Here is a 17,881-nt window from a genome sequence, read left to right on the forward strand (position 1 = left end):
GGGGAGTTTCGGGAGACGCTCCTAAGACGTATCCATGCCATATGCCTTGCTAAGCAGCGGTGTAACGAGATTGCTGGAGGATGTGTCAGACCGAAGGGTCACACTCCTCACATGGATGCAGGATGGGCGGCCGTAGTCGGTGCCGCAGTTGGGGTTCTTGGTAGCAGCGCGGCTGCGCTAGTCACAGGTTGGAGCCTTCGAGTACAGCCGACCGCAGCGTCATAGCGGCCCTGGCCATGCGTGCGCCTCCGCTCCGTGTTCCGGATGCCTGCCGGGGCCTGTGCATGCGAACGGCCCCCGCTCTCTGGGGGATGAGAGCCGGGGCCGTCGGTGTTGGTGATCCCGCCCGGTGTACAGGAGCACCGGGCGGGACCTGCTTCCCTCACCACGTGAGGGCGCGGCATCCGTGAGGGGAGTGTCCTAGTAGGGCAACTGCGGTGGGTGTTTCGCCGGCCTGCGGGGCGGGCATCGCAGGGGTGAACGAAACCGATGGGCTGCCCATACCCTCCTCGGGGTGGGCAGCTCGCTGCATTTGACGGCAAGTTCTGTTGCCGTGGCGCCCCGGAGAGGATCTGCAGGCCTGTGCCGACGCCCCGGCCGGCCAAGGGCGGCCCCTACTTGAAGGGGTCAGCATGAGTACGAACATTCAGCCGGGGCTGCCGGGGCTGCTTTCGGCCACCGCCCTCCCCGCGGCCCGGACGGCAGCGCCGATCATGCCTCTGGCACTGACGACGATCCCGGTGGGCGCCAACCCGGTCGGGGTGGCGGTCGCCCCCAACGGCAACGCCTACGTGACCGCCGGCCTGTCCGACAATGTGACGGTGATCAACACCGCCACGGACACCGTCGTGGGCGCCCCCATCCCCGTCGGCGGTTCACCGATCGGGGTGGCGGTCGCCCCCAACGGCAAGGCCTACGTAGCCAACAGTCTCTCGGGCAACGTGACGGTGATCGACACCGCCAGCAATACCGTCCTCGTCCCCAGCATCCCCGTCGGCGTCACCCCTTCCGGGGTGGCGATCGCTCCCAACGGCAACGCCTACGTCACCAACGCGAACTCCACCAATGTGACGGTGATCGACACCGCCACGGACACCGTCGTGGGCGCCCCCATCCCCGTCGGCATCGGCCCGTTCGGGGTGGCGGTCGCCCCCAACGGCAACGCCTACGTCACCAACGTGGTTTCCAAGGACGTGACGGTGATCGACACCGCCACCAACACCGTCCTCGTCCCCAGCATCCCCCTCGGCGTCACGCCATTCGGCGTGGCGATCGCCCCCAACGGCAATGCCTATGTGGCCGCCTTCTCCTCGAACAATGTGACGGTGATCAACACCACCACCAACACCGTCATGGGCGCCCCCATCCCCGTCGGCAGCCAACCGACCGGTGTGGCGGTCGCCCCCAACGGCAAGGCCTACGTCGCCAACAATCTCTCGAACGACGTGACGGTGATCGACACCACCACCAACACCGTCGTATGCACCCCCATCCCCGTCGGCACCCACCCGTTCGCTGTCGCGGTCGCACCCAACGGCAAGATCTACGTCACCAACCAGATTTCGAACGACGTGAGCGTCATCCCGCCGTTCCCCACGCTGACCAGCATCAGCCCCAACCAGGGGCCCACCACCGGCGGAACTCCGGTGACCCTCACCGGCACCAACCTCACCGGCGCCGCCGTCACCATCGGCGGCAACCCCGCCACCGGCATCAGCGTCAACCCCGCCGGCACCCAGATCACCGCCACCACCCCCGCCGGCGCGCTCGGCCCGGCGACCGTCACCGTCACCACCGACGGCGGCTGCGCCAGCCTGGTGAACGGCTTCACCTACGTCCTCCCCGTCCACGCCACCTCGCTGACCGCCACCCCGGCACTGGCGAAACTGTTCCCGCCGCACGTGTACTTCCCGTTCCTGACCGCCACGCTGAAAGACCTGGTCACCGGCCTGCCCGTGTCCGGCCAGACCATCACCTTCAAAACCGGAACCAACGTCCTGGGCACCGCCACCACCAACGCCCAAGGCACCGCCAAGCTGGACGAGACCCTCACCCTGACGCTCATCCTCCTCAACGGCGGCTACACCGCCACCTTCGCCGGCACGGCCACCCTGCTGCCCTCCAGCGCCCACGGGGACGTCATCGCCCCCTAGCTAGGAGACTCCCCGCGGGACGGACCGCGGCGAGAGCTGAGCCCGTCGGCTCACGCGGGACACGCCCTGTCCCTGCTCAAGGCTTGACCGGTCGGGGGAGTTGAAGCGGGCGGGGCGGCCGCTGGGTGGCCACGGCGGCCCCGCCCTGGTCTACGTCACAGGCGGCACACCGCCCGCCGTCGGGTCGGTCATGGACGCGCCCTCCGACCGGTCCGGAACGTCGCTGCCCGCCGCCTGCACGGCGTCGATGCACTCGGTGAGACCGCGCAGCATCTCCGCCAGGTCTTCCTCGGTCAGCTCATCCATCCGCGCGGTACGTGCCTTGAGGTCCGCCCGCATGTGATCGAGCTGCCGGTACAGCTCCCGGTACCTGACGTGCCGGTTCCACGCTTCCTCGACCCGGTAGTGCAGCCGTGACCAGGCGCCCGCGCTCATGACCGTGCCGCCTTCAGAGCGCGGGCCAGTCTCGCGGCCGTGCGGATGCCGACGCGACCCAGGTTGATCCGGATGTCGCCCTCGGCCGTATCGCTCAAGGACATCTCCGGGAACGCCAACCTCGGATCAGCCAAGACCAGTTGAAGCTCGCGGAACGTGTCCATGGCCCACCGGCCGTCCGTGCGTACCTCGGTCGTCATCGGCCCTCCCGCTTCGAGTGGGGGTGGCGACGGATCTCGACGTTACAGTCGACCATCGCCGACTTGTCCCTGATGGCGCGCGCCGCCGCGCGCTGCCGCGCCAGGGCGGCGCACACATCGCACCCGGCAACCGGCTCGGGCTCCGGTGCCGGAAACGGGTCCATCAGGTGAACGGGGCGGTCCATGCGGGTCATCAGGCCGTCACTTCCACTCCGTGAATCAGGCGCGGTCCGGCATCGATCCCGTGCACCGCGAGCCACAGCGACCGTCGCCGTCCGCGCTTCAACCGCCGTTCCTGCCGTTCCTCGGGTGTGAGGGCGTACGGGCGGATCAGGGCAACGTCCTCACCCCGCAGCAGCCCCCGACGCCCGGCGGTCACGCGAGGCAGTACGAGCGTCGGCGCGTCCTCATGGCCCGCTGCGGGCAGTGCGCCGGCGGACCGGTGACGTCCCCGCGCGGGCAGTAATAGCCGCAACAGAAATTCGAAGATCCACGCACTATGTTTGCGCATGTCGTCAACCTCCTACCGGTTGGTGGCCACGCCCCCGGACGTTCGCCGCTCCAGCAACGTCGCGGGGGTCTGTCGATGACAGAACCCCCATCGAACCGTTGGGGTAGATCTGGGAGAGGAGCCGCACGGGGGGCCAGCGAGGGGCCAGACTGGAGAGGAGAGGGGGCCAGCACGTGAGTGATGACCGACGGCGGCAGTTCGGCGCGTACTTGGCACGCCTGAGACGGGATGCGCATAAGAGTCAGCGGCAGCTCGCTGCGATGCTCTGCGCGGCTTCTGGCACGCAATCCCTCACACGGAACGAGGTCTCCCGATGGGAGCGCGGAGAGCGCATCCCGGATTCCTGGCTCCGGTTCATCGCGGAAGTCTTGGGTGTTCCCCTCGGGGAGCTGGAGCGGGCCGCCGGCTACACCCGAGGCGAGTCGGACGGACCACCTTTTGGGGCCGCCCCAGTCCTCGCTGAGCTCATCCCGCCGGCCGACTCACTAGCGCCACTCGGCACACGGACAGGTCGCCGCATCGGCCGGAACGACGTAGCGAGCCTCGCCGCCCGCGTGCACGGCTTTCGGCTCGCTGACGACGTGCTCGCCGGGGGCGACCTGATGACCCCCGTGTTCCGCGAACTCAATGCCGCGATGCGGCTGTATCGCGAGCGCACCCACACGGAAGCAGTCGGCGGCGCGCTTCTCTCCCAGATCGGTGAACTGGCCCAGATCGCCGGTTGGATCGCCAGCGATGCCGGGCAGCACGCGCGGGCTGAACGTGCGTACCGCGTCGGGATCGAAGCGGCGCGGCAAGCGGGCAACGGTCCCTTGGTCGCAAACGTAGCCGGAAGCCTCGCCTACCAGTTCAGCAACACTGGACAGGAACACGCGGGTCTTGACCTTTCCCGCGCCGCACTTGACGAGGCTGGGCTCGACGCCCCGCCCAAGACACGTGCGCTGTTCTTCGACCGCGTCGCTTGGGCTCACACACGCGCTGGGGAGGCACAACCCGCCATGCAGGCGCTCGGGCAGGCACACGAGGCGCTGACAGAAGCAGACGACAGCGAGGCGCCCGCTTGGGCCTATTGGGTGAGCAAGGAAGAGCTGGAAGTCATGGATGCCCGGGTCTTCACCGAGCTGCACCGCCCGTTGCGAGCCGTCCCGCTGTTGACCGACGTCCTCACCCGGTATGACGCCACGCACGCGCGCGAGGTCGCCCTGTACCGGTCATGGCTCGCCGTCGCCCTCGCCGACGCCAACGAACCCGAGCAGGCAGCGGAGGAAGCCCGACGTGTCGTGTCCGTGTCCGCGGACATGACCAGCGACCGCACCGCCTCGCGTGCCCGTGTCGTACTCCGCCGGCTTCAGGACTTCGAGGAAGTGCCCGAAGTTCGCGACTTGCTTCACGACCACGGGCATCTGCTGTGCGCGTGAGGACGTGCCCGACATCCGGCGGAGCCATTGCTATGGCGGCGCGTTGCCGAGCGGTACTCACCGCACGAACGGGAAAAGCCGGGGCGCGCCCTCCGTGCCCCGATGGCACACCCAGGGCACAAGGGCGAGGAAGAGCCCGGAAAACGGCGGCAACTACTGAACGTAGTTTTCGCACGTCACGGGCCCTTCCGGTGCAGATCGCAGGTCAGAGGATCATGCGGGAAGTTCGTGAACTACCGGTAGGAGCCCGGCTTTCGGGTGCCACGGGATGGGGCGGTGCGCTTCGGCGTGCCGCCCCACCGGCGTTGTACGGGGACGTTTGACCTCAACTGCGGTTGAGAGCGCAGGGTTGCGGCATGACTTCATCCGATGACGACCTGCAGAGCAGCCGTGGTGCCGACGCCGGTGCCGGGTTTCTTGTTGATGTGTTTCCCGAGATCCGGCGGCCGGACGCCGGCGCCGTACTGATCAGCGAGTGGGACGCGGGCAGCCCCGAGGGGCAGCGGGCCGTCCTGGACGGTGTCGCCCGCGTCTGGGAGCGGACGCCGCCGCCGGCGGGGTTTCTGTCGCGGGTGCTGTTCGCCGGGACGGACGGGCGCAGCGTGCTCAGTTACGCGCAGTGGACGAGCGATGCGGCGCACCGGGAGTTCGTCGGGACCGAGGACACCGGGCCGCGCGAGCGGTTCGCGGCGGCGCCGGCGGGCGTCGGGGACGTCGGCGATTCCGGTCCCACCCGGTTCCGGCTGTACCGCAGCATGCTGCCCCAGGGGGAGCCGAGGACGCCGGGCTGCGTCGTACGCGTCGCCTTCCGGACGACGGGGCACGACGCGGCCCGGGAGCTCGTCGACGGCCTGCTGGACATGCTCGGCGAGCGGCAGGGGGGCCGGGGCGGGATCGCCTCGCACTTCCACATCAGCGAGGACGGCACCCAGGTCGTCAACTACAGCGAGTGGACGGATCCGGAGTCGCACGAGCGGGAGGTCGGCGCCAAGCTGCAGCGCGGTGGGCAGGTGATGGCCTTCATCGAGAGCCTGCCGGGGGTCGAACCGCTGGGGTTCCGGCGCTATGTGGCCCCTCGGGGGCTCGTACGGGCCTGAGTTGACGGCTCGTACGAGCCCCCGAGGGGCCGGGAGCGTCGACGGGCGTGCCGACGGGGCGGGCGGTCAGCGCGGCGCGAAGGGCTGATCCGTGGGGACGATGTCGCGGCCGAGGGGCATCAGGGAGATCGGGATCATCTTGAAGTTGGCGATGCCGAAGGGGATGCCGATGATCGTCACGCACAGGGCGATGCCGGTGATGATGTGGCCCAGGGCCAGCCACCAGCCCGCGAAGATGATCCAGATGACATTGCCGATCGCCGAGCCGACGCCGGCGTCATGGCGCTGGACGGTCGTACGGCCGAAGGGCCACAGGGCGTAGCCGGCGATCCTGAAGGACGCGATGCCGAACGGGATGGTGATGATCAGAATGCAGCAGATGATGCCCGCTATGACATAGCCGATCGCCAGCCAGAGGCCGCTGAGGACCAGCCAGAGGACGTTGAGGATGAACTTCATGATCAGCAGCCTTCCACGGGCACGGCCAAGAACGTATCTGCCGTGCTAGACGCACTGGGCCCGGCGAAGCGTTGCACTCATGATGCGACGGGCTCGGCAGGACGGCCACCGATGCCGGTGGCCCCGGCGGCTTCAGGGGCGGTGGTGGCCCGCCAGCTGTTCGAGGCGGGTGATGCGTTCGTGCATCGGGGGGTGGGTGGAGAACAGCCGGGACATGCCCTCGCCGGCCCGGAAGGGGTTGGCGATCATCATGTGGCTGGCGGTTTCCAGGCGTGGCTCGGGCGGGAGCGGGAGCTGTTGGGTGCCGGCTTCGAGCTTGCGCAGGGCGGAGGCCAGGGCCAGTGGGTCGCCCGTGAGCTGGGCGCCCGAGGCGTCCGCCTGGTACTCGCGGGAGCGGCTGACGGCCAGCTGGATCAGTGACGCGGCGATGGGGCCGAGGATCATGATCAGGAGCATGCCGAGGATGCCGGGGCCCTCGTCGTCGTCCGAGCGGCCTATGGGAATCAGCCAGGCGAAGTTGACGAGGAACATCACGACGGAGGCCAGCGCGCCCGCGACGGAGGAGATGAGGATGTCGCGGTTGTAGACGTGGCTGAGTTCGTGGCCGATGACGCCGCGCAGTTCACGTTCGTCGAGGAGCTGGAGGATGCCGTCGGTGCAGCAGACCGCGGCGTTGCGGGGGTTGCGGCCGGTGGCGAAGGCGTTGGGCGCCTGGGTCGGGGAGATGTACAGGCGCGGCATGGGCTGGCGGGCCGCCGTGGAGAGCTCACGGACCATCCGGTAGAGCTGTGGCGCCTCGAACTCGCTGACGGGGCGCGCCCGCATGGCCCGCAGCGCCAGCTTGTCGCTGTTCCAGTAGGCGTAGGCGTTGGTGCCCAGGGCGACGACGACGGCGATGATCAGGCCCGTACGGCCGAACAGGCTGCCGATGACGATGATGAGTGCGGACAGTCCCCCGAGGAGTACGGCGGTCCTGAGCCCGTTGTGCCGGCGGTGCACGGTACGCCCTCCAGGTGGTGCGGCAGGGGAACCCTGTACTTCGTTCTCCACTCTCCAGTGGACCCTTACGCACTGGTCAACGCCAGATGAGTGGGGCTGGTTCCCTTGTGCACGGGTGGCGGCGCCGGGCGGGGCTCGGGGTGCGGCCGGAGGGGTGTGCCGCCATACGGGTGGGACGGTGCCCGTTGGGGCCCGTATGGGGCCGGTTGGGTGTTCAAGTCCCCTACGGGGCCCGGCGGTCCGTCGGATCCTGCGGCCGCCCGTCGGGCCCCTCGGTGACCTGTTAGAGCAGCGCCCCGGAGGCGAAGCGCAGGACGAGCTGCGGGGCGCCGGAGAGGGCGATGCCGAGGACGGTGGCGAGCGCGATGGCGGTGGCGAGGGGGGCCGGGATCCGGGCGTGGGGCGGCCGCGCTCCCGTGGGCACGGCCTGGGGAGCGCCGGCTGCCTCGGTCTCCTCGGCTTCCTCGGCTCCCCGGAAGAGCACCGCGGTCCACTGCAGGTAGTAGTAGAGCGCGATCACGACATTGACGGCCATGACGACGGCGAGCCAGGCCAGGCCCGCGTCGACGGCCACGGAGAAGACCGTGACCTTGGCGAACAGACCGATGATGCCCGGCGGCAGACCGGCGAGGCAGAGGAGGAAGAAGCCGAGGGCGAGCGCTACCAGGGGGCGCCGGGCGTACAGGCCCCGGTAGTCGGTGAGGCGGTTGGCCGGGCGCGTACGGGCCACCAGGGCGGCGACGGCGAACGCGCCGAGGTTCACGGCCGCGTACATCAGGGCGTAGGCGACGGTGGAGCCGATGGCGTGCGCCGGGTCGTGGGCGTAGCCGGCCGCCGCGATGGGGACCAGGAGGTAGCCGGCCTGGCCGACCGACGACCAGGCGAGCAGGCGGACGGCGCTGTGCGCGCGGCGCGGATCCTGGCGGAGGGCCGCGACATTGCCGACGGTCATGGTGAGCGCGGCCAGGACGGCCAGCGCCGGGCCCCAGACGTCGGCGTACGAGGGGAAGCCCTGGACCGTGACGAGGATCAGGCCGGAGAAGCCGACGGCCTTGCCGACGACGGAGAGGTATCCGGCGATCGGGAGCGGCGCGCCGACGTAGGTGTCCGGCACCCAGAAGTGGAACGGGGCGGCCGCGGTCTTGAAGGCGAAGCCGACCAGGGTGAGCGCGACGCCGGCGCTCGCCAGGGTGGCCAGCCGGGGGTCGGGGAGGGCGGTGAGGGCGTGCGCCACCCGGGAGAGGTGCAGATTGCCGGTCGCCGCGTACAGGAAGCTCACGCCGAGCAGCATCACGGCGGTGGCGGCCACCGAGGACAGGAAGAACTTGAGGGCGGCTTCGGAGGAGAGCCGGTCGCCGCGCCGCAGTCCGACGAGTGCGAAGGCGGGCAGCGAGGCCACTTCGAGGGCGATGACGAGGGTGGCGAGGTCCCTGGAGGCGGGCAGCAGGGCGGCGCCGGACGCCGAGGAGAGCAGCAGGAACCAGTACTCGCCGGTGGGCAGGTCGTGGTCCTTGATGGTGTCGATGGACAGCAGGGCGGTCAGCAGCGCCCCGCCGAGCACCAGGAACTGGATGACCACCGTGAACGGATCGACCACGTAGCTGCACGCATCGGGGTGGCCCTGGAGGCAGAAGGTGCGGCGGTCGCCGTCCAGGAGCGGCAGCAGAAAGAGCGTGGCGAGCACGAGCCCCGCCATGGAGATCCAGCCCAGCAGCGGCTTGCGGGCCGCCGGGAGGAAGAGGTCGGCGACGAGCACCGCCAGGGCGACGGCCGCGGCGAGGGTGGGCGGTGCGATGGCGAGCCAGTCGACGGACTGGACCAAAGAGGTGATCGAGCTCATCACTTACCGCCTCCGAGGAGCTGCTGGACGGCCGGGTCGGTGAGGCCGAGGAGGGCCGCCGGCCACAGTCCGGCGAGGACGGTGAGGACGGCCAGGGGGGTCCAGGCCGCGTACTCGTAGTGCGCGATGTCGGGGATGGCGGGGGCCGGTGCGGGCGTTTCGGCCGCGGGCCCGGAGTCCGGGTCGGCCGGGTCGGCCGCGCCGAGCGGGGCGATCGGTGCGAGGTGCGGGGTGCCGCCCATACAGACGCGGCGGACGACGAGCAGCAGATAGGCGGCGGTCAGCAGGGTGCCGAGGCCGGCCAGCACCATGAACGTCAGGAAGGCGGGGCGGCTGAGGCCCGCGGCCGGCCGGAAGGCGCCGAACATCGCGAGCATCTCGCCCCAGAAACCGGCCAGCCCGGGGATGCCCAGCGAGGCGACGGCCCCGAAGGCGAGCAGGCCGCCGAAGCGCGGGGCCTTGCCGTACAGGGCGGCGCCGGTGCTGCCGGAGAGAGCGTCGAGGTCGGTGGTGCCGTAGCGGTCCTTGAGGGCGCCGACGAGGAAGAAGAGCAGGCCGGTGATCAGGCCGTGCGCGATGTTGGCGAACAGCGCGCCGTTGACGCCGGTGGGGGTCATGCTGGCGATGCCGAGCAGGACGAAGCCCATGTGGCCGACGGAGCTGTAGGCGATCAGGCGCTTGAGGTCGCCCTTGGCGCCCTGGCGTACCAGGGCGAGGCAGGCGAGCGAGCCGTAGATGATGCCGATGGCGGCCAGCGCGGCGAGGTACGGCGCGAAGGTGTGCATGCCCTCGGGCGTGATGGGCAGCGCGATCCGGACGAAGCCGTACGTGCCCATCTTCAGCAGCACACCGGCCAGCAGTACCGAGCCGACGGTGGGCGCGGCGGTGTGGGCGTCCGGCAGCCAGCTGTGCAGCGGCCACATCGGGGATTTGACGGCCAGTCCGATGCCGACGGCGAGCACCGCGAGCACCTGAACAGTGTGGCTGAGCTGGGCTTTCGGGCCGTTGTCAGTGGCGAGTGCCACCATGTCGAACGTGCCGGATTTCAGGCCGATGAGGAGGAGGCCCAGCAGCATCACGACCGAACCGAGCAGCGTGAAGAGGATGAACTTCCAAGCCGCCGCCTGCTTTCCCGCACCGCCCCAGCGGGCGATGAGGAAGTACATCGGGATGAGGACCATCTCGAAGGCGAGGAAGAAGAGCATCAGGTCCAGGACGGCGAAGGTGGCGAGGGTGCCGGCCTCCAGGACGAGCAGCAGGGCCACAAATGCCTTGGGAGACGGGCCCGTCGGCATGTGGAAGTAGCTGTAGAGCGCGCAGAGGAAGGTCAGCAGCGCGGTCAGGACGACAAGGGGGAGCGAGATGCCGTCGACGCCCAGGTGGATGCGGATGTCGAGCGCCGGGATCCAGCTGATGTCGGTGGTGGCCTGCATACGGGCCGGATGGTCGTGGTCGAAGCCGACGGCCAGCGCGAGCGCGGCGGCGAGCACGACGCCGGTGAGGGTCACGCCATGGCGCAGTACGGCCTGGTCGGGGTTGCGGCCCCGCAGACCGGAGGAGAGGGGCAGCGCGAAGCGCTTCCGGCCGGGGTGGCGGTCGGGCGACGGGCGGGACGGCAGCAGGGCGCCGACCGCGCCCAGAAGGGGGAGGGCGACGACCGCCGCGAGGAGGTACTGCAGAGCGGTGGGGTTCACGGGTCAGGCCCTCCTCAGGGTTTCGGCTCCGGCGAGCCCGGCCGCGAGGGGTGTCGGCTGGGGGTGCGGGGTGCGTGCACCGGGGGTTTGCGGCATCGGTCAGGCTCCCGTGCCCGTAGCGACGAGGACGGCGGCGATGGCCAGGACGAGCGAGCCCGCGAGCAGCGCGCCGAGGTAGGTCTGCACGTTGCCGGTCTGGGCGCGGCGGACGGCGGCGCCCAGCCAGCGGGGGGCGGTGCCGGCACCGCGGACGTAGGTGTCGACGACCTCGCGGTCCAGGAAGCGGACGAGCGTGGCGGCGGCGCGGACGGGCCGGACGAACAGCGCGGAGTAGACGGCATCGACGTGGAAGCCGACGGCCGCGTGGCGGTGCAGCGGGCCGAGGAGAAGGCGGCCGGGGTCGGCGGGATCGGCCGCGCCGGCGACGTCCCCGTAGACCGGGGCGTGGGTGGCCATGGCTGTCTCCTCGGCGACCGCGGGGCTGGCGTCCGGGTCGACGACGACCGAACCGATCGGGGTGCGGGCGGCGAGGGCGGTGGTGTGGCGCCAGGTCGCGTAGGTGACCAGGCCGCCGACGAGGGCGATACCGGTGCCCAGGACGGAGGTGGTCAGGGTCGGCGCGAGCGAGCGTCCGTCGAACCACTCGGGCAGGAGGGGGGCGGCGAGGCCGAGCGCGACGGTCGGCAGGAAGAGCACCCACAGGACGGCGTTCATGACGACCGGCTGCGGGCCGTGATCAGGGACTTCGACGCCCTTGCCCTTGAAGGCCAGCAGCCACAGACGGGCGGCGTAGGCCGCGGTGAGGAGGGCGGTGAGCAGTCCGGAGATCAGTACGGTCCAGCCGGCGGCGCCGGGGATGCCGTGTGCCGCACCGGCGGCGGCGTGCTCGGCGGCGCCCAGGACGGCTTCCTTGGAGAAGAAGCCGGCGAACGGCGGGATCGCGGCGAGCGCGAGCAGCGCGACGGTGACGGTCCAGTAGGCGTCCGGGATGCGCCGGGCCAGGCCGCTCATCCGGGACATGGCGGCCAGCGAGTTGGTGCCGGCGGCGTGGATGATCACGCCCGCGCCGAGGAAGAGGAGGGCCTTGAACGCACCGTGGGAGATGAGGTGGAAGACGGCGGCACCGCGGTCGCCGACGGCCAGCGCGCCGAGCATGTAGCCGAGCTGACCGACCGTCGAATAGGCCAGGACGCGCTTGATGTCGTCCTGGGCGAGCGCCGCCAGGCCGGAGCCGACCATGGTGATCGCGGCCATGACGGCCATCACGACCAGCGCCGCAGCGGAGGCGGCGAAGACGGGAAGGAGACGGGCCACGACATAGATACCGGCCGCCACCATCGTCGCGGCGTGGATCAGCGCCGAGACGGGCGTCGGGCCGGCCATCGCGTCCGGGAGCCAGGTGTGCAGCGGGAACTGCGCCGACTTGCCCGCGACACCGGCCAGCAGCAGCAGCGCGATCAGCGTCGGGTGGTCCAGGCCGCCGTTGGCGACGGAGCCGAGGATGCCGGTGATGCGGAAGGTGCCGGTGTCGGCGGCCAGCGCGAAGATGCCGAAGAGGAAGGGGACATCGCCGAGCTTGGTGACGAGGAAGGCCTTGAGGGAGGCGGCGCGGGCGGTCTCGGTCTCCCAGTAGTGGCCGACGAGGAAGTAGGAGCAGATGCCCATGACTTCCCAGCCGACCAGCAGCACCATCAGGTCGCCGGTGTAGACGACCAGCAGCATCGCGGCGGTGAAGAGGGAGACCAGCGCGGCGTAGGAGGGGTAGCGCGGGTCGTCGCGCAGATAGCCGGTGGAGTAGATCTGCACACAGCTCGCCACGACACCGACCAGCACGGCGATCAGCGCGGCGAAGCCGTCGATGTGCAGGGCCAGGTCGATGGGGATCGAGCCGGTCGGGGTGAGCCGGGTGGCGACGTCGGTGGCCGGGCCGCCGCCCTGTCCGACGGCGACGGTCACGGTGAGTGCGGCCGCGGCGAGCGTGGGCAGCACGGCCAGCGGGCGTACGAAGCCGGGCGTGCGGCGCCCCAGGAGGAGGCCGGCGACGGCCCCGAGGAAGGGCAGGAGAGGAGCGAGAACGGCGGTGGTCGTGAGCGTCACGCGGTGGCCTCCGCCTTGGTGTCCGGCTGCGGGGTGCCGTCCGCCGCGTCCGCCTCACCCGTCTTCTCGGCGAGGTCGCGGAGCCGGTCGATGTCGGAGCTGCCGCGGTTGCGGTAGACGAGCAGCACGATCGCCAGACCGATGCCGATCTCGGCGGCGGCGATGGCGATGGTGAAGAGGGTGAGCGCCTGGCCGGCGTGCAGGGTGTCGCGCAGCCAGACGTCGAATGCGACGAGGTTGAGGTTGACGGCGTTGAGCATCAGCTCGACGGACATCAGCACCAGGATCGCGTTACGGCGGGCCAGCACGCCGTACAGACCGGTGCAGAAGAGGAGGACGGCGAGGACTGCCGGATAAGCGAGATGCATCAGCGCTGCTCCTCTCGCGGGGCGGGGGCACGGGAGGCGCTGTTGTCGAGGGCCGCCACCGAGGCCTTGCCCTCGTCGGCCTTGCGGGACAGCACGATCGCCCCGACGAGCGCGGCGAGCAGCAGTACGGACAGCGCTTCGAAGGGCAGCACCCAGTACTGGAAGAGGCTGCGCCCGGTGACCTCGGTGGAGCCCTGGGCGGGGCCGTCGAGGTTGATCCAGGTGGCGCGGAAGGCGTCCACGACGACCCAGACCAGGGCCGCGGCCGAGGCCAGGGCCACCGCGAGCGCGGCCCAGCGGTTGCCCGAATCGGCGTCCGGGGAGCGGCCGATGGGCGCCTTGGTGAGCATCAGCCCGAAGAGCAGAAGGACAACGACGGAACCGACATAGATCAGCACCTGCACCCAGGCGATGAACTCGGCCGTGAGAAGGAGGTAGGCGACGGCGACCCCGCCGAGCGTGACGACCAGCCAGAGGGCGGCGTGCACCAACTGCCGGGTGGTGACGGTGATGACGGCCGCGCCGAGGGTGGCGATACCGACGAGAACGAAGGCGATCTCGACACCGGTGGGTGAGAGGAAGCCGTGGCCGGCGGTGGCGGCGAGCGTCACGTGCCCTCCCCTGAGGTGTCCGGTCGGTCCTGGGCCTGGCCCCGGTCCTGTTCCTGGGCCTCGGCCTGTTCTGCTTCTGCCTCTGCTTCTGCCTGCTGCTGGGCGGCGAGCTTGTCCGCGGTCTTACGGGCGGCGGCGATCTCCTTCGGCTCCTCGGCCGCCGGGTCGAGCGCCGGCGGCTCGGGCACCGTCCACATCCACTCACGGAGCTTGTCGCGCTCATGGGTCAGATCGTGGATGTCCGTCTCGGCGTACTCGAATTCCGGCGACCAGAAGAGCGCGTCGAAGGGGCAGACCTCGATGCAGATACCGCAGTACATGCACAGCGCGAAGTCGATCGCGAAGCGGTCCAGCACATTGCGGCTGCGCTCCCGTCCTCCGGGCGCGGCCGGCGGCACCGTCTCCTTGTGGGAGTCGATGTAGATGCACCAGTCCGGGCACTCACGGGCGCACAGCATGCAGACCGTGCAGTTCTCCTCGAACAGCCCGATGACACCGCGGGTACGGGGCGCGAGGTCGGGCTGGACGTCCGGGTACTGGGCGGTGACCGACCGCTTCGTCATCGTCCGCAGGGTGACGGCCAGGCCCTTGGCGAGGCCGCTTCCGGGCCAGCCTGTCTTCTTTTCCAGGGCCATTACGAGATCACCACCTTGATGACGCCGGTGAGGGCGATCTGGGCGAGAGCAAGCGGGATGAGAACCGTCCAGGCGAGTTTTTGCAGCTGGTCCTCGCGCAGCCGCGGGTAGGTCACCCGCAGCCAGATGACGCCGAAGGCGAGGATCACCGTCTTCAGCAGCGTCCACAGCCAGCCCAGGCCGTCGGCGCCGAACGGGCCGTGCCAGCCGCCCAGGAAGAGCACCGAGGTCAGCGCGCAGAGCACGACGATGCCGGCGTACTCGGCCAGGAGGAAGAGGGCGAAGCGCAGTCCGGTGTACTCGGTGTACGCGCCGAAGATGATCTCCGAGTCGGCGACCGGCATGTCGAACGGCGGCCGCTGGAGCTCGGCGAGCCCCGCGGTGAAGAAGACCACCCCGCCGACGATCTGCCACGGCACCCACCACCAGTGGAAGGCCTCGACGATGCCGGGCAGTGAGAGCGTCCCGGCCGCCATCGCGACGGAGGCCGCGGCGAGCAGCATCGGCAGCTCGTAGGCGAGCAGCTGCGCGGCCGTCCGCAGACCGCCGAGCAGCGAGAACTTGTTCGCCGAGGCCCAGCCGGCCATCAGCGAGCCGAGCACACCGACGCCCATGACCGCGAGGACGAAGAAGATCCCCGCGTCCAGGGTCTGCCCCACGGCGTTGTGCGGGCCTATCGGGATGGCGACCAGGACCAGGAGGTACGGCAGCAGGGCGACGGCGGGCGCGAGCTGGAAGATCCGCCGGTCGGCGCCCGCCGGAACGATGTCTTCCTTCTGCGCGAACTTCACACCGTCGGCGACCAGCTGTGCCCAGCCGTGGAACCCACCCGCGTACATGGGGCCGAGCCGGCCCTGCATATGGGCCATGACCTTGTGCTCGGTCTGCCCGATGACCAGGGGGAAGACCAGGAAGGCGACGAAGACCGCGATGAGGCGCAGCGCGATGTCGAGAGCGTCGCTCATGGGGTGTCGCCTCCTGCCGGGTCTTGGGGCTCGTCCTGTTCGGGCTGCGGCTTCGGTTCCGGCTGCTGCTCCGGCTGCTGCTCTGGTTCGGCCTGGGGCTTCGGTTCGGTCTGCGGCTTCGGCTCCGCCTGCTTCTCCGGCTCCGCCTGCTTCTCCGGTTCGTCGAAGGCCGGGCGCGCGTGGTGCCACGGTGCGTCGGAGGAGCGCGGGGCCGCCGTCTTCGGGGCCGCCGCCGGGGTCGCCTCGGGCGCGGCCGCTTCCGCCGCCGCCCGCTGCTGACTGGCCGAACCCTCGCTCACCGAACGCGTACGACGTGCCGGACGCTCCGGTCGCTCGGCAGGCGCCGGGGCTGCTGGGGCGGCCGGGGCCACCGGGGCTGCTGGGGCGGCCGGGGCCGCTGGGGCTGCTGAGGCGGCCGAAGTCCCGGTCCCCTCCCCCGCCGCCTGCTGGCTGGCCGAGCCCGCACTCGCGGTCCGGGTACGCCGCGCCGGACGCTCGCCCGCGGCGGCGCCCGCGGCACCCGCCGCACGCGCACCACCCGCCGCACGAGCACCCCTCGCCGGACGCGCCGGCGCAGGCGGCAGCTGCCCCTTCAGCGGACCCCACTCATTCGGGTCCGGGACGCCCGGGGGCAGCATCTGACGGCGCTTGGGCCCGCCGTGCTCGGATTCGCCCGGCTCCTTGGCCCCCGGCCACGCCTTGGCGACCCGTGCCGCCAGTACGAAGTCCTTGCGCAGCGGGTGGCCCTCGAAGCTCTCCGGGAGCAGCAGCGGTACGAGGTTCGGATGGCCGGTGAAATCGACGCCGAACATCTCGTGGGTCTCGCGCTCGTGCCAGCCAGCGCCCGCGTACACACCCACGGCGGTGGGCAGCGCGGCCGCGTCGTGCGGCACGGTCGTACGGACGATCAGCCGGTGGACGGTTCCGGGGTGCGCCACCTCCACGAGGTGCGCGCAGATACGGAAGCCGGTACCGGGCTCGTCGACGGCGCTCAGCCAGTCGAAATAGGTGCAGCCGAGGTCGTCCCGGGCGGCGGTCAGCGCGGTGAGCCAGCTGTCGGCGGGGACGTCGACGGTCAGCAGGTCGTACGCCAGCTCCGCCGTGGCCCCCGTACCGAAGATCTCGCTCGCGGGGCGCGGCAGCCAGCCGACGACCGGCTCGGGAGCCGGCTGCTCGGGCTGTTCGGGGCTCTCCGCCTGCTCGGACGTGGCCTGCGGCGCGGACTGCTCGGGGTGCTCGGGGTGCTCGGGGTGCTCGGGGTGCTCGCTCATCGGGGCTCCTCCCCCGCCGTCTTCGGCGCGGGCGGCGTCACCAGGCCGCTGCGCAGCGCGGCCGCCGAAGGCCGGGCGGCGCCGCCCTGGGCGTACCGCTCCCCCAGCGACTCGCGTGCGATCTTCTCCTGGAGCTTGAGAATGCCCTGCAGCAGCGCCTCGGGACGCGGCGGGCAGCCCGGTACGTACACATCCACCGGAATGATCTGGTCGACGCCCTTGGTGACCGAGTACGAGTCCCAGTACGGGCCACCGCAGTTGGAGCAGGCCCCGAAGGAGATGACGTACTTCGGCTCGGGCATCTGCTCGTAGAGCCGCTTGACCGCGGGCGCCATCTTGTCGGTGACGGTGCCGGAGACGACCATCAGGTCGGCCTGGCGGGGGCCGGGTGCGAACGGGATCACACCGAGCCGGATGAAGTCGTGGCGCGCCATGGACGCGGCGATGAACTCGATGGCGCAGCAGGCCAGGCCGAAGTTGAAGACCCACAGGCTGTAGCGGCGGCCCCAGTTCAGGACCACCTTCATCGGTTCGGGCGCGAGCCGGGCGAGAGTGCCCAGGCGCCGCGGCTCCGGCAGGAACTCGGGGGCGGCGCCCTCGGACGCGGCTGCCGAGCTGTTGGAGACGGGGGTCACGTCCATTCCAGGACGCCCTTCTTCCATGCGTAGAGCAGGCCGACGGCGAGGAACCCGAGGAAGATGAACATCTCCACGAGCGTCACGCCGCCGAAACCGGGGGCGGCGAAGATCGTCGCCCAGGGAAACAGGAAGATCGAGTCGACGGCGAAGATGACGTAGAGGAACGCGTAGACGTAGTAGCGGACCTGGGTGTGCGCCCAGCCCTCGCCGACCGGATCCACGCCGCACTCGTACGTCAGCAGCTTCTCGGGCGTCGGCACCACAGGCCGCAGCAGCCGCCCGGCACCGAAGGCCACGGCGACGAAGAGCACACCGATCACGGCGATGATCCCGACGACCGAGTAGCCCTGGAAATAGTCCGCGGCGACGGTGGTACGTACGGTCGCGTCCGGCACGTCCGCCCCTCGCTCCCTGACTGCGCTTGTTCAACGACTTCGACGATCTGTACGGACGGGAGTCTAGGCCCTGCCCGAGCTGCCTGAGCGGCCGC

Annotated in this window: 19 protein-coding genes; 3 read left to right on the forward strand and 16 right to left on the reverse strand. The window is 70.6% G+C overall.

Translation table 11 applies throughout. The features are described from left to right. Positions 1–632: 632 nt before the first annotated feature. Entirely contained in the window at positions 633–2,153 is a 1,521-nt protein-coding gene (locus KI385_RS20590; protein ID WP_238573654.1) for a virginiamycin B lyase family protein, read from the forward strand. 150 nt (positions 2,154–2,303) lie between these two features. Here the strand turns inward: KI385_RS20590 and KI385_RS20595 are convergent, their stop codons facing one another. Genes KI385_RS20595 through KI385_RS20610 form a run of 4 tightly spaced genes read right to left on the reverse strand, consistent with a single transcriptional unit; the run spans position 2,304 to position 3,299 of the window. After that, entirely contained in the window at positions 2,304–2,588 is a 285-nt protein-coding gene (locus KI385_RS20595) for a hypothetical protein (protein ID WP_238573656.1), read from the reverse strand. Then, positions 2,585–2,788: a hypothetical protein gene (locus tag KI385_RS20600; protein ID WP_238573659.1), complete on the reverse strand. Its 204-nt coding sequence runs from the start codon at positions 2,786–2,788 to the stop codon at positions 2,585–2,587. Before KI385_RS20600 ends, KI385_RS20595 begins: the two co-directional genes overlap by 4 nt. Continuing rightward, positions 2,785–2,982, reverse strand: a complete 198-nt coding sequence (locus KI385_RS20605; RefSeq protein WP_238573660.1) for a hypothetical protein — start codon at positions 2,980–2,982, stop codon at positions 2,785–2,787. The genes KI385_RS20600 and KI385_RS20605 overlap by 4 nt, the downstream gene beginning before the upstream one ends. Further along, a complete protein-coding gene (locus tag KI385_RS20610; protein ID WP_238573662.1) occupies positions 2,982–3,299 on the reverse strand; it encodes a hypothetical protein in 318 nt (105 codons plus the stop codon). Before KI385_RS20610 ends, KI385_RS20605 begins: the two co-directional genes overlap by 1 nt. Positions 3,300–3,472: 173 nt before the next feature. On the opposite strand from KI385_RS20610, the gene KI385_RS20620 reads away from it, so the two are divergent. After that, the gene (locus KI385_RS20620) at positions 3,473–4,717 is read left to right on the forward strand and encodes a helix-turn-helix domain-containing protein (protein ID WP_483439807.1); all 1,245 of its coding nucleotides are present in this window, start codon (positions 3,473–3,475) and stop codon (positions 4,715–4,717) included. 356 nt (positions 4,718–5,073) lie between these two features. Continuing rightward, on the forward strand, positions 5,074–5,814 hold the full coding sequence (locus tag KI385_RS20625) for an antibiotic biosynthesis monooxygenase (RefSeq protein WP_238573664.1): 741 nt from the start codon (positions 5,074–5,076) through the stop codon (positions 5,812–5,814). A gap of 66 nt (positions 5,815–5,880) precedes the next feature. Here the strand turns inward: KI385_RS20625 and KI385_RS20630 are convergent, their stop codons facing one another. The 12 genes from KI385_RS20630 to KI385_RS20685 form a co-directional block, all read right to left on the reverse strand. After that, on the reverse strand, positions 5,881–6,273 hold the full coding sequence (locus tag KI385_RS20630) for a YccF domain-containing protein (protein WP_238573667.1): 393 nt from the start codon (positions 6,271–6,273) through the stop codon (positions 5,881–5,883). 132 nt (positions 6,274–6,405) lie between these two features. Beyond that, the gene (gene htpX, locus KI385_RS20635; RefSeq protein WP_238573669.1) at positions 6,406–7,272 is read right to left on the reverse strand and encodes a zinc metalloprotease HtpX; all 867 of its coding nucleotides are present in this window, start codon (positions 7,270–7,272) and stop codon (positions 6,406–6,408) included. A 283-nt stretch (positions 7,273–7,555) separates the two neighbouring features. Further along, the gene (locus KI385_RS20640; RefSeq protein WP_238573671.1) at positions 7,556–9,112 is read right to left on the reverse strand and encodes an NADH-quinone oxidoreductase subunit N; all 1,557 of its coding nucleotides are present in this window, start codon (positions 9,110–9,112) and stop codon (positions 7,556–7,558) included. Then, positions 9,112–10,791: a complex I subunit 4 family protein gene (locus KI385_RS20645; RefSeq protein WP_238577771.1), complete on the reverse strand. Its 1,680-nt coding sequence runs from the start codon at positions 10,789–10,791 to the stop codon at positions 9,112–9,114. Before KI385_RS20645 ends, KI385_RS20640 begins: the two co-directional genes overlap by 1 nt. A gap of 114 nt (positions 10,792–10,905) precedes the next feature. Beyond that, complete coding sequence (locus KI385_RS20650; RefSeq protein WP_238573673.1) at positions 10,906–12,903, reverse strand: NADH-quinone oxidoreductase subunit 5 family protein; 1,998 nt, start codon at positions 12,901–12,903, stop codon at positions 10,906–10,908. Continuing rightward, a complete protein-coding gene (gene nuoK, locus KI385_RS20655; RefSeq protein WP_128507262.1) occupies positions 12,900–13,271 on the reverse strand; it encodes an NADH-quinone oxidoreductase subunit NuoK in 372 nt (123 codons plus the stop codon). Before nuoK ends, KI385_RS20650 begins: the two co-directional genes overlap by 4 nt. Further along, positions 13,271–13,882, reverse strand: coding sequence for an NADH-quinone oxidoreductase subunit J family protein (locus KI385_RS20660; protein ID WP_238573674.1), 612 nt, complete (start codon positions 13,880–13,882; stop codon positions 13,271–13,273). Before KI385_RS20660 ends, nuoK begins: the two co-directional genes overlap by 1 nt. Further along, positions 13,879–14,517, reverse strand: a complete 639-nt coding sequence (locus KI385_RS20665; RefSeq protein WP_238573676.1) for a NuoI/complex I 23 kDa subunit family protein — start codon at positions 14,515–14,517, stop codon at positions 13,879–13,881. The genes KI385_RS20660 and KI385_RS20665 overlap by 4 nt, the downstream gene beginning before the upstream one ends. Beyond that, positions 14,517–15,482, reverse strand: a complete 966-nt coding sequence (locus tag KI385_RS20670; protein WP_238573678.1) for a complex I subunit 1/NuoH family protein — start codon at positions 15,480–15,482, stop codon at positions 14,517–14,519. The genes KI385_RS20665 and KI385_RS20670 overlap by 1 nt, the downstream gene beginning before the upstream one ends. Further along, positions 15,479–16,753, reverse strand: coding sequence for an NADH-quinone oxidoreductase subunit C (locus KI385_RS20675; protein WP_238573680.1), 1,275 nt, complete (start codon positions 16,751–16,753; stop codon positions 15,479–15,481). Before KI385_RS20675 ends, KI385_RS20670 begins: the two co-directional genes overlap by 4 nt. Continuing rightward, positions 16,750–17,394, reverse strand: coding sequence for an NADH-quinone oxidoreductase subunit B (locus KI385_RS20680; protein ID WP_238573682.1), 645 nt, complete (start codon positions 17,392–17,394; stop codon positions 16,750–16,752). The genes KI385_RS20675 and KI385_RS20680 overlap by 4 nt, the downstream gene beginning before the upstream one ends. Then, the gene (locus KI385_RS20685; protein WP_128510943.1) at positions 17,385–17,786 is read right to left on the reverse strand and encodes an NADH-quinone oxidoreductase subunit A; all 402 of its coding nucleotides are present in this window, start codon (positions 17,784–17,786) and stop codon (positions 17,385–17,387) included. The genes KI385_RS20680 and KI385_RS20685 overlap by 10 nt, the downstream gene beginning before the upstream one ends. Positions 17,787–17,881 lie beyond the last annotated feature (95 nt).

It is taken from the genome of Streptomyces inhibens (genome assembly GCF_022221585.1).
Classification (GTDB): Bacteria; Actinomycetota; Actinomycetes; order Streptomycetales; family Streptomycetaceae; genus Streptomyces; species Streptomyces inhibens.

Coding starts and splice junctions, on each gene's coding strand:
- KI385_RS20680 (WP_238573682.1), bottom strand. CDS start 17,394: ATGGACGTGACCCCCGTCTCCAACAGCTCGGCAGCCGCGTCCGAGGGC.
- KI385_RS20640 (WP_238573671.1), bottom strand. CDS start 9,112: ATGAGCTCGATCACCTCTTTGGTCCAGTCCGTCGACTGGCTCGCCATC.
- KI385_RS20590 (WP_238573654.1), top strand. CDS start 633: ATGAGTACGAACATTCAGCCGGGGCTGCCGGGGCTGCTTTCGGCCACC.
- KI385_RS20670 (WP_238573678.1), bottom strand. CDS start 15,482: ATGAGCGACGCTCTCGACATCGCGCTGCGCCTCATCGCGGTCTTCGTC.
- KI385_RS20625 (WP_238573664.1), top strand. CDS start 5,074: ATGACTTCATCCGATGACGACCTGCAGAGCAGCCGTGGTGCCGACGCC.
- KI385_RS20600 (WP_238573659.1), bottom strand. CDS start 2,788: ATGACGACCGAGGTACGCACGGACGGCCGGTGGGCCATGGACACGTTC.
- nuoK (WP_128507262.1), bottom strand. CDS start 13,271: ATGCATCTCGCTTATCCGGCAGTCCTCGCCGTCCTCCTCTTCTGCACC.
- KI385_RS20610 (WP_238573662.1), bottom strand. CDS start 3,299: ATGCGCAAACATAGTGCGTGGATCTTCGAATTTCTGTTGCGGCTATTA.
- KI385_RS20605 (WP_238573660.1), bottom strand. CDS start 2,982: ATGACCCGCATGGACCGCCCCGTTCACCTGATGGACCCGTTTCCGGCA.
- KI385_RS20630 (WP_238573667.1), bottom strand. CDS start 6,273: ATGAAGTTCATCCTCAACGTCCTCTGGCTGGTCCTCAGCGGCCTCTGG.
- KI385_RS20675 (WP_238573680.1), bottom strand. CDS start 16,753: ATGAGCGAGCACCCCGAGCACCCCGAGCACCCCGAGCACCCCGAGCAG.
- KI385_RS20665 (WP_238573676.1), bottom strand. CDS start 14,517: ATGGCCCTGGAAAAGAAGACAGGCTGGCCCGGAAGCGGCCTCGCCAAG.
- KI385_RS20595 (WP_238573656.1), bottom strand. CDS start 2,588: ATGAGCGCGGGCGCCTGGTCACGGCTGCACTACCGGGTCGAGGAAGCG.